Genomic DNA, 10,955 nt, shown 5'->3' with positions numbered 1-10,955 from the left:
GGGTTCACGGCGTGTCTCGCAAATGTTCACCGGTAGCGGCAACGCCCAGATCTCTCCAAGTTCATCGCAGGAATACCAGTGAGCACTCATTCATATTTAAAAGTTGGTATCGCGGGTGCCGGCCTGATGGGCCGCTTGCTCGCCTGGCGCTTATCCGGAGCCGGACACACTGTGTCGCTGTTCGAAGCTGGTAATTTGGAGAATCCAGTCGGTGCCTGCCAAACCGCCGCCGGAATGATCTCTCCACTCTCGGAACTGTTCCACTGCCCGCTGCCCATCTACCAGTTGGGCATGCAAAGTCTGCAACACTGGCCCCAATGGGTAGATCAACTCCAACAACAAACCGCATTACCGGTCGACTACCGCCAATCCGGCAGCATCCTCATCGCCCACCCGCAGGACCGCAATGAACTCCTGCAATTCCAGCAGGAACTTAACGCAAAACTCGGGAGCGAAAACAGCGCGCAGCTGCAGTGGCTGGATAACTTAGCCCTGCAAAACCTGGAGCCAGAACTGGAACGCTTCGACCAGGGCCTGTTTCTTGCCAGCGAAGCCGACATAGATAACAGAAAACTGCTCCCCGCACTGTTGCGAGCACTCAAGCAAAATCGTGTCCAACTTTATGAAAACACCGCGGCAGAGTGTCACCCTGGAAAAGTAGCTAGCGCGCGTGGCTCAGAATCATTTGACCTGGTCATCGACACTCGCGGTCTCGGCGCGCGTACGCAGATTCAGGGCCTGCGCGGCGTGCGCGGTGAAGTCATGGTAGTGGAAACACCCGAAATACGACTCAACCGACCAGTGAGACTGCTGCACCCCAGATACCAGCTCTACGCCGTGCCCAGGGCAAACAACCGCACCGTTATCGGCGCCACCGAAATTGAAAGTGACGACCTCTCACCGATTTCCCTGCGCTCCACCATGGAACTCTCCAGCGCCCTCTACTCGATCCATCCGGCGTTCGCCGAAGCGCGGGTTATCGAAACCCGCGTCAACTGTCGTCCCGCCACTATGGATAACTTACCGGTAGTGGAAACTGGACCGGGCCTTATCCGCGTCAATGGACTGTTTCGCCACGGCTATTTACTGGCACCGGCACTGGTACAGAAAGCGGAAAGCGAAATCGTAAAACAGACTCAAACATTAGCCACAGCACAGGTGACCTGATGCAACTACTGGTCAACGGTGAAACCGTCACCGCAAAGGAAGGCGATACCGTCGCCGCAATACTGGAACAACTGGGCTATCGCGGTGAGACCTTCGCCGTCGCCTGCAACGGCGACTTTGTGCCGCGAGGCAGCTATGACGAAACTCGGCCCAATTCCGGCGACAGCCTGGATATCGTCGCCCCGGTGGTCGGAGGGTGAATAGCGTGGAAAAACTGAAACTCTACGGAAAAGAATTCGACAGCCGTCTGCTGGTTGGCACCGCACTGTACCCATCACCGGCGATCATGCGCGAATCCGTGGCTGCCTCCGGTGCGGAAATTATTACCCTGTCCCTGCGGCGCCAAAGCCCGGAACAACAGCAGGGGAAAATGATCTGGGACTATATCCGCGAGTCCGGCTGCCAGTTATTGCCCAATACTGCGGGCTGTAAAACCCCGAAAGAAGTCATCGCCCTCGCAGAAATGAGCCGGGAGATATTCACTACCGACTGGCTCAAGCTGGAGGTGATTGGCGATGACTACAATCTGCAACCGGATCCTTTTGGACTGGTAGAAGCCGCGCGGGAACTGGTGAAGCGTGGTTTCAAGGTATTGCCATACTGCACCGATGATCTGGTGGTATGCCGAAAACTGCTGGACGTGGGTTGCGAAGTATTGATGCCTTGGGGCTCACCCATCGGCACCGGCCGTGGACTGATGAACAAATACAATCTGCAGACCCTGCGCGAGCGGCTGCCAGACACGCCCCTGATCATCGATGCGGGTATCGGCGCACCATCCCAGGCGACCGAAGCCATGGAGATGGGCTTTGATGCGGTGCTGCTGAATACCGCGGTCGCCAAGGCACAGAATCCGGTCTTGATGGCTGAGGCTTTCAGGCTTGCCGTCGAGTCCGGTCGCGCGGCGCGCAATGCGGGCCTGATGCTGAAACGTCAGACGGCCAGCCCCAGTACCCCCACTCTGGATATGCCGTTCTGGCAGCAGACCGCCAGTTCCGGAGAAGAGGTATGAGCGTCGTAGATTCAGTGCGCCCGATTGTATGGACCATTGCCGGCAGCGATTCCGGTGGCGGCGCCGGTATTCAGGCTGATCTCCTTACCATGCACGATCTCGGTGTGCATGGCTGTAGCGCAATTACCGCCAACACCGCGCAAAATACGCGCGGGGTGCCTGCGATCAACGCGGTACCCGATACGGTTTTACAGTCCCAGTTAGAGGCTTTGATTGCCGATCTGAGGCCCGCGGCGATCAAGATCGGCTTGCTGGCCAATGCGGGGCAGGTAAGGCTGGTGGCTGACTTTCTGCGCAGACTCAAGGCGGCGGGTGCGCAAACGCCGGTAGTCTATGACCCGGTTGCGGTAGCCAGCAGCGGCGCGCGACTGACCGAGGACAGCACCGGTGCTGCGGTATTGAACGAGCTTTTACCCCTGGTTGATCTGGTAACCCCCAACCGCGAAGAACTGGCCTGGCTGGCCGGTGTCTGCCCGGATGCAGTGGCGGAGAATGCGGAATCCATTCTGGCTGCCGCGCGAACAATCCGCGGCGATTGCGAGTACGCACTGCTGGTTACCGGTGGTCACTTTGCCATCGAGCCGGGAACCACCGCCGACCTGCTGTGTAGTGGGGGCGATGACGCGGTGGCGGAAGACTGGTTGATTGGCGAGAGAATCGAAACCCGCAACACCCACGGCACCGGTTGTACTCTGTCTTCTGCCATCGCCGCGTTGCTGGCGCAAGGCTACCCGCTGAAGGATGCCTGCGTGGTGGCCAATGCCTACGTGCGACGGGGACTGCGCCAGGGGAATAGTGAGCATATAGGCAGCGGTCCGGGCCCCGTAGGGCATTGTGGCTGGCCGCAGCAATTGCGGGATTTTCCCGAGGTACTGGTAACAGGGAGTGACCGCGCGAAGCGCTACGGCTGCCATTCCCGACGGCTCGCGCAACGATTTGCCGCGGAGTTTGCATACCCTGATAGCAATCGGCTGGGGCTCTACCCGGTAGTGGACTCGGTTGAATGGATCGAGCGATTGGCCAAAACCGGTGTACGCACACTGCAGCTGCGCATCAAGCATCCCGGTGACGATCTTCGCCAGCAGATCGAACAGGCGGTGGCCATCGGCCGCGAATACAATCTGCGTTTGTTTATCAACGATTACTGGCAACTTGCTATCGAGTGCAGTGCCTACGGTGTGCATCTCGGTCAGGAGGACCTGCAGTGCGCGGATCTGAAGGCGATTCAGGCTGCTGGGCTGAAACTGGGTATCAGCACTCACGGATTCTTCGAGTTGCTGTACGCCTACCAATTTCGTCCCAGCTACCTCGCCATCGGTGCCATCTATGCCACCAAAACCAAGGACATGAGTGACCAGCTGCAGGGACCGCAGAAGCTCGCCCGTATGGCGGGGCTGTTGCCTGACTATCCACTGGTCGCCATTGGCGGGATCGACCTTGAGCGTGCGCCGGTGGTTACTGAGAGCGGGGTGGGGAGTATCGCGGTGGTCACGGCAATTACCAAAGCACCGGATTACCGCGAAGCTGTGGCACAATTGAGGGCTGTACTGGAGTCCCACTGACCGGAGTGCCGTCATGTTGAGCCGTAAACAGCTGCAGCGTTACAGCCGCCAAATCATGCTGTCCCAGATCGGAGAATCCGGTCAACAAAAACTTGCCGATGCCAAAGTAATGATTGTCGGTCTCGGCGGTCTGGGAAGCCCCGCAGCGCTTTATCTGGCCGCAGCGGGAGTCGGTGAACTGCATCTGGTGGATGGCGACCGGGTGGAAATCTCCAACCTGCAGCGTCAGGTACTCTACAAAACCAATCACCGGGACAAGGAGAAAGCACAGGTTGCCGCCCAGCAATTGACGGCAGCCAATCCGGAAATTCGGATTCATGCCCACTGCCGTATGGCGGACGCGGAGTGGTTGGCTGCACAGCTGACTGATCTGGACATCGATGTGGTGCTGGACTGCACTGATAACCTGGCTATTCGCCATACCATCAATCGCGTATGTCGCAATGCCAATGTGCCAGTGGTGATGGCCTCTGTGCGCGGCTTCTCCGGACAGCTGGTAAGCTTTGACTTTCGGGGAGACGGTGGTCCCTGTTACGCCTGTCTGTTTCCACCGCAGCAACGCGATGATGACCTGCCCGAAGTGGAGAACTGTTCCACCGTGGGCGTAATCGGGCCCGCACTGGGCATGATGGGCAGCGCCCAGGCGCTGGAAGCGATCAAGCTACTGGTGGGGCTGCCGGTGTCCAGCTTGAATCGTTTACAGCTGTTTGAGGCTGCGAGCCTGGAGTGGCGTGCATTGACGGTGCCGCTAAGCAGCCATTGTCCGGTATGTGGTAATTCCTGAGCTCTAATCGGGGCCCGTATCAGAGCCCCCGCATCCTGTCTGAAAATCATCAAGTACCTGAGCGCGATCAGCGCGCCGCCAGTGCCACGGCGTTTAACAGTTCCGCGTATTGGCCGGTAACCACATTCATGTTACGTAACATGATATCCGTGGTGCCGGTGATCACGTGAATCTGGCGTTCCTCCGACATATGCATCTCTCCATCGAATCCTCGGCTCGCATAACTCAGGTGTCCCTGGGTTTTAAGCAGGTTGCGGGTGATTTCCGGGGTGTTCAACGGGCTGTCCATCAAAAATGCGAGCATTTGCTCGAACTCCGCAAGATCCTCGTATAACCGTTTTGTACCGTCGTTACCCGCCACTCCCCAGAACTGCGCCACGTAGTTTTTTGCAATTCTCTGGGACAGCATACGTTGCCGCCCGGAGACATTTACCAGTTCGGCGCTGTTGTGATGGGCCAGGGCCTGCAGGCGCATAACATAAGTATGTGCTGCGGGGAGCAGAGTGTTGCTGTGCTTGAATAGTTCCGCCGCGGTAAATTTGCTCACAGGTTGTCGGGCGATTTGTGAAAATTCTTGCCACTCCTGCTGTACCAGCTTGAGCGTACTGCGCACCGGTGCTGCGGTTTCGAAGCCTGCCAGCTGTTTAAGATTGCGTTCGAATTCCGCCATCGAGCGCTCGAACACCTGCTGGTGTTTTTCGGCTTCCGGCTGTATTCCCCTCAGAATATAGGATTGGGTAATACGTTGGGAGAGCATCCGTTGGCGGCCGGCAATATTAATGGCATCGCCCATGTTAAATCCGGGATTGGCCGACGGTTTTTCTTCAGCGGCAGCAGTACTGTTCAGCGGAGTCAGCAGGAACAGCAGTATCAGGGCAAAGGTCTGCTTCATCTTTACATTCCTGAAATTGAAAATGGGAAGGGAAAAAATGCCCGGCCTTGCGGCCGGGTAAGACTCAACGAGTGGGTTGGGGTACTTTTGTGTATCCTGTGAGCAGGATCAGAATTGCGCTGCTGCGGTGAGCCAGAGTTTGTTGGTGTCCACGCTGAAGTCGTCGGCGGTGTAATTACTGTACTTCATGCTCAGGTTTACCTCGGCGAGTTTGCCCGCAACGAGGAAACCGGCCTCGCTACCCAGCTTGTCCATGCCGGATACGCCGCTGTCATCAGAGCTGAGTTGGTGGTAGTTGAGTGCAAGCTTGACGCCGCTGAGGCTGGTGCCAATTGTGAGGTAAACATCTTCAATACCGCCGGCGATATTGCCGGTACCACCACCAAGAAACTTGTCGGTCCATCCCTGGAACTTATGCAGAGTGGCAAGGGGGGTAATGAACTGACCATCTGCGCCGTCGGCGCCGAGCAGTTCATAGCCGGCAGCCACTGTCACTGCTCCCAGCTTGTAGGAACCTTCAGCCAATACATAGTCGGCATCGTAATTTGCAGGATTATTGGCTGCGGCGGACTGGGTAGCGTATTCCAGTGCATAGCCCAAGGCATTCTGACTTCCAGCGAAGCGAGCGCCGTAGGTGTCGGTAGAGAAAGCAGCTGCATCTTCGTTGTCGATCAGATACGCGTAGCCACTCAGGGTGCCGGCGGAAAAGCCCGCGTATTTCGCGTTCAACAGGTAGGTGTCATTGGTGTGGTCGCCGACAGGACTGTCTTCACCAAAGATACGGTTAACGTTGCGTATGTGGGCCAGGAACAAAGTTGTATCTTCAAGGCTGGTGTTACTTGCACTGAAGCCATCGTAGGTCTGTTCGTTTTGGCGAAAGCCAACGCCGCCGACAAAACGCTGGTTATCCAGAAGGATACGCTGGCGTCCGTATTTGAACGTTGTTGCACCGGTGGTATAGGCAAGATAAGCCTGATTCACTTCGGTGCCCTCAGGGTCGCCCACGCCTCCCTCGAAATCAGTAATATGTGTGACATCGTCCATCTCGATCAAGGTGTTGAATCCCTGGTAAGCGGCAGAGGAATAGGTAAGGCGGGTCTTGAGGCTGGTAAGGTCTACATCATTGCCGTCGACATCGACCATTTCGGTGCGGGCGCGAAAACTCAGTGTGGCTTCGCCTTCAGCCAAGGCTTCGCCAAAGCTGTTTACTGTAGGCGCTTCGGCTTCCGTCATTTCCTGAGCGAAGGCCGGTGCGGTGGTTACACTCAGCGCACTAATAGCAAGTGCGAGAGTGCGGCGTTGAAGGACAGTTTGCAAAGCGGTGGTCAGGAGGGGGTGGTTTTTCATGTTGTTTTCCTTTTTCGGAGAATCGTGTAGTTCCTTTCGCCCGTTGCACCCGTTTTTCGGCGCAAGGGCCCCTGTCGGCACGGATCGTTCCGTGCCGGCCAGGTAATTCGGAGGCTAGTTTACGCGGTAATTATCAGGCTGCGTTATCGACACTTTCTGGTACGGATGTACTGTCTTTTTTCATTGCGGAGGCAGTAGTTTCCGTTTTTTGTGCCATGGACCTTGTTGTTGGTACATCTGTTTTACTGTGACGTTCGTGCAGGAACTTCAGCACTTTGGCTCGGTACTGGTTGTATTGCACGTCGTCCGCCAGTTCCAGTCGGTGGCGCGGACGTTCCAGGTTTACGTCCAGGATTTCACCAATGGTTGCGGCGGGACCATTGGTCATCATTACGATCCGGTCTGATAGCAAAACGGCTTCATCCACATCGTGGGTAATCATGATCACGGTATTGTTGAGTTCGGCCTGGATTTCCATCAGCGAGTCCTGCATATGTGCCCGAGTCAGCGCATCCAGCGCACCGAAGGGTTCATCCATCAGCAGAACCTTGGGTTGCATCGCCAGCGCACGCGCGATGCCGACACGCTGTTTCATACCACCACTGATCTCCCCGGGGCGCTTGTGCATGGCGTGACTCATGTGCACCAATTCCAGATTGTGTTCGATCCACTGACGCATCTCCGCCTTGGATTTACTTTTTCCAAAGACCTGTTTCACAGCCAGTTCGACATTTTCGTACGCGGTTAGCCACGGCAGCAGAGAGTGGTTCTGGAATACCACGGCGCGCTCCGGACCCGGCTCGGTGACTTCTTTGCCATTGAGAATTACACCGCCACGAGTGGCTTGGTAGAGCCCGGCAACCACATTCAGTACGGTGGACTTGCCGCAGCCGGAATGGCCAATCAGTGATACGAATTCACCCTGTTGAATCTTGAGGTCCACGTCCCGCAGTGCGGTGAATGGCCCTTTGGGTGTGGGGAATTCCATATCGATATGACTGATATCCAGAAGTACGCTCATTGTCTCGATCTCCACAAAAATGTATTCGTTATGGTGCTGAGTGGTTGGGGTGGTCGCGCTATTTATTGAGCGGCGGAGTTGTCCCAGGACACAAGTTTCTGCAAGGCCAGCATGCCGCGATCCAGCAGGAAGCCAATAAAGCCGATTACCAATACTGCGGCCATAATGCGCGCGAGTGAATCGGAGCTGCCATTCTGGAATTCGTCCCAGACAAATTTTCCAAGCCCCGGGTTCTGCGCCAGCATTTCCGCGGCGATCAGTACCATCCAGGCCACGCCGAGTGACAGGCGCATGCCGGTAAAAATCATGGGGACCGATGCCGGCAGTACGATTTTCTGCACATGTCGCAGTGCCGGCAGACGCAGAACCTTGCTCACATTTACCAGGTCGCTATCGATTCCTGCGACACCCACGGCGGTATTGATCACCATCGGCCACAGGCAGCACAGTGTCACGGTAATCATGGAATTGAGAAATGACTTGGCCACCAACGGTTCCGGGGTCGTATACAGGGCGGAAACCACCATGGTCACCAGCGGCAGCCACGCAAGAGGAGACACCGGCTTGAAGATCTGAACGATAGGATTTACCGCACTGTTCAGGGTCTTGCTCAGGCCAACGGCAATGCCCAGGGGTATCGCTATGGCCACTGCCAACAGGAATCCACTCATGACTGTAATCAGGCTGGTAACTATCTGATCGACAAAAGTCTCTTTCCCGGTATAGGCACGGATTTTGGGAACGTAGGAGGGATCCTCGGCAACGCGTTTCGCATTGCGCGCTTCCTGGCGCTCATAAAAGGCATGCTCTTTTTCCCGTGAGCGTTGGTGCTCACTGTAAAGAGCGTCAAACTGTTCCATCACTGCAGAAGGGCCGGGGAATTTCCCCAGAGAGGTATCGATCTTCTGTGCGGTGACAGACCACAGAAGCAGAAAGGCAAGAATGCCGGCCAGCGGCAGCGCCACCAGGCGAATGGCATTACTAAGCCAGATACTGTTCAGTTGTGGCAACCTGAAACCGTAAAACTTTCCGGTGTTCACAGTAGTGGTATTCATCTTCTGTTACCTCGGCACTCTGAATGAGCAGATTCGTTGAGTATTCAAATACGTTTTGATTATTTGTCTTCTGTGGCGATTCCGGGCTCGCCTGGCGAACCCGGTTCGCGACAGATCGATCAGAGTTTCTGGCCAGACTTCAGGCCAATGGAGAACTTGTCGATGTATTCGTTGGGTTTCTGGCCGTTATAGACGATGCCGTCGATAAAGTGGGTCTGCGGGTCCCGGAATCCATCTTCCGTGGAAAAATCGGGGAACTGTTCCGGCTTGGCCAATTTCTCCGCGATCAGGGATTTTGCCGCGGCTTCGTAGATGTCCGGACGGTACACCTTCGATGCCAGCTCCTTGTACCAATCGTCTGATTTGTCTTCGGAGATCTGGCCCCAGCGACGCATCTGGGTCAGGTACCAGATGGCATCGGAGTAGTAGGGGTAGGTTGCGTTGTAGCGGAAGAAAACATTGAAGTCCGGTACTTCGCGCTTGTCACCTTTTTCGTACTCGAAAGTGCCAGTCATGCTGTTGGCGATAACATCGTAGTCCGCACCCACATAATTGGATTGCGACAGGATTTTCACTGCTTCCGGACGGTTTGCATTGCTGTTTTCATCCAGCCACATAGCGGCACGAATCAGGGCGCGGGTAACCCGCACAGTGGTGTTCGGATACTTTTCGGCGAATTCCTTGGTGATACCGAATACTTTCTCCGGGTTGTCTTTCCAGATCTCGTAGTCGGTCACCACCGGAACGCCGATATCCTTGAACACTGCCTGCTGATTCCAGGGTTCACCAACGCAGTAGCCGTAGATGGTTCCAGCCTCCAGGGTGGCAGGCATTTGCGGGGGCGGGGTCACAGACAGCAGTGCGTCAGCATCGATCTGTCCGGAGATGTCGCCCTTGTGCGGTGCGTAGTAGCCGGGATGAATGCCACCGGCAGCCAGCCAGTAGCGCAGTTCATAGTTGTGCGTGGAAACCGGGAATACCATACCCATATTGAATGGCTTGCCGTCCGCTTTGTATTTTTCCACTACTGGCTTGAGCGCATCGGCCTTGATCGGGTGTACCGGGCGTCCGTCTTCCATCTTCGGAATATTCGGTTTCATCTGTTCCCAGATGGTGTTGGAAACTGTGATGCCATTACCGTTCAGATCCATGGAAAAGGGGGTGATGATATCTGCCTTGGTACCGAACCCCATGGTGGCAGCAATCGGCTGGCCCGCCAGCATATGCGCGCCGTCGAGGCGACCGTCGATGACGCCGTCCAGCAGGACCTTCCAGTTGGCCTGGGCTTCGATGGTGACGTACAGGCCCTCGTCTTCAAAAAAGCCTTTTTCATAGGCGATGGCAATGGGAGCCATATCGGTGAGTTTGATAAAGCCGAAGGTCAGCTCTTCTTTTTCCGGGTAGCCGAGCTCCTCTGCGCTGACGGATGCTACCCCCGAGGAGAATCCTACGGCGATTGCCAGTGAAGCGGCGAATTTCGTGAAGGGCTTTTTCCATTGCATGGTTATTGTGCTCCTGGTCTTTTTAAAGTTGTCAGTTTTGTCAGTTCGAAAAATCTGGCCAAAAAAAAACGCTCACCGATGGCCTGCCTCCAGGGACAGGATCGGTGAGCGCCTCTGCTCAAGGGCATCGCGGTACGATGCCGGTCTGATTGTTATTCGGGCGACAGGTCGCCCGCTTGTTCAACGGAAATGAGGTGCCGGAATTGGCGAATCATTTCACTGCAGAATTTAACTTCCGCACTTACCGAGGGCTTTGCAGGCTCTATGCCAACTTTTATCCGGGTGGCGTGGGCTTCGATCGCGTCATGACGATATGTGTCCCGGAAAAAGGGATGGCTTCCCAGTCGGGAGGGTTAATGTAACTTCTTGTATTTAATGTACTTTTTTGCCGCGCCCCGGCAATGCAATGTCGCAAGCGGTGATTCGTCCTGGTGGTATTTTGCGGTAAGTAACTCGAGTGCTTATGCGCGCCAAAGGTACTCGGTGGTGAAAAATTAACCGCTCTGCGGTGCCGTTAAAGCGGTGCGAATGTGGTGCCGACAGAGTGATCTTGGTGCATTGAAGAAAATGGGCGGGGCGCTTTCGGTGCGAAATGCAAGAATAATTTGGTGCG

At 55.8% G+C, this 10,955-nt stretch carries 10 protein-coding genes; 5 read left to right on the top strand and 5 right to left on the bottom strand.

What is annotated here, in order from left to right; genetic code table 11:
* Positions 1–78 precede the first annotated feature (78 nt).
* From thiO to B4U49_RS08440, 5 genes are read left to right on the top strand one after another with little or no spacing between them, the layout of a single operon-like run.
* Entirely contained in the window at positions 79–1,167 is a 1,089-nt protein-coding gene (thiO, locus tag B4U49_RS08460; RefSeq protein ID WP_078084142.1) for a glycine oxidase ThiO, read from the top strand.
* Positions 1,167–1,367, top strand: a complete 201-nt coding sequence (gene thiS, locus B4U49_RS08455; protein WP_078084141.1) for a sulfur carrier protein ThiS — start codon at positions 1,167–1,169, stop codon at positions 1,365–1,367. The genes thiO and thiS overlap by 1 nt, the downstream gene beginning before the upstream one ends.
* Entirely contained in the window at positions 1,364–2,179 is an 816-nt protein-coding gene (locus tag B4U49_RS08450) for a thiazole synthase (RefSeq protein WP_078084140.1), read from the top strand. Before thiS ends, B4U49_RS08450 begins: the two co-directional genes overlap by 4 nt.
* Positions 2,176–3,741, top strand: coding sequence for a thiamine phosphate synthase (thiE, locus tag B4U49_RS08445; RefSeq protein ID WP_078084139.1), 1,566 nt, complete (start codon positions 2,176–2,178; stop codon positions 3,739–3,741). The genes B4U49_RS08450 and thiE overlap by 4 nt, the downstream gene beginning before the upstream one ends.
* A gap of 13 nt (positions 3,742–3,754) precedes the next feature.
* Positions 3,755–4,525: a HesA/MoeB/ThiF family protein gene (locus B4U49_RS08440; protein WP_078084138.1), complete on the top strand. Its 771-nt coding sequence runs from the start codon at positions 3,755–3,757 to the stop codon at positions 4,523–4,525.
* A gap of 67 nt (positions 4,526–4,592) precedes the next feature.
* Here the strand turns inward: B4U49_RS08440 and B4U49_RS08435 are convergent, their stop codons facing one another.
* The 5 genes from B4U49_RS08435 to B4U49_RS08415 form a co-directional block, all read right to left on the bottom strand.
* A complete protein-coding gene (locus tag B4U49_RS08435; RefSeq protein WP_078084137.1) occupies positions 4,593–5,417 on the bottom strand; it encodes a type IV pili methyl-accepting chemotaxis transducer N-terminal domain-containing protein in 825 nt (274 codons plus the stop codon).
* A gap of 108 nt (positions 5,418–5,525) precedes the next feature.
* Positions 5,526–6,764 (bottom strand): alginate export family protein, encoded by a 1,239-nt coding sequence (locus B4U49_RS08430; RefSeq protein ID WP_078084136.1) that lies wholly within the window; start codon positions 6,762–6,764, stop codon positions 5,526–5,528.
* Between the two features lie 133 nt (positions 6,765–6,897).
* Positions 6,898–7,785: an ABC transporter ATP-binding protein gene (locus B4U49_RS08425; protein ID WP_078084135.1), complete on the bottom strand. Its 888-nt coding sequence runs from the start codon at positions 7,783–7,785 to the stop codon at positions 6,898–6,900.
* A 62-nt stretch (positions 7,786–7,847) separates the two neighbouring features.
* Positions 7,848–8,840 (bottom strand): ABC transporter permease, encoded by a 993-nt coding sequence (locus B4U49_RS08420; RefSeq protein WP_078084134.1) that lies wholly within the window; start codon positions 8,838–8,840, stop codon positions 7,848–7,850.
* 119 nt (positions 8,841–8,959) lie between these two features.
* The gene (locus B4U49_RS08415) at positions 8,960–10,342 is read right to left on the bottom strand and encodes a CmpA/NrtA family ABC transporter substrate-binding protein (RefSeq protein WP_078084133.1); all 1,383 of its coding nucleotides are present in this window, start codon (positions 10,340–10,342) and stop codon (positions 8,960–8,962) included.
* Positions 10,343–10,955: the final 613 nt, after the last annotated feature.

It is taken from the genome of Microbulbifer mangrovi, from assembly GCF_002009015.1.
Lineage (GTDB): Bacteria > Pseudomonadota > Gammaproteobacteria > Pseudomonadales > Cellvibrionaceae > Microbulbifer > Microbulbifer mangrovi.
Note: the sequence above shows the minus strand (reverse complement) of the source record. Positions and strands in the feature narration are given on the sequence as shown.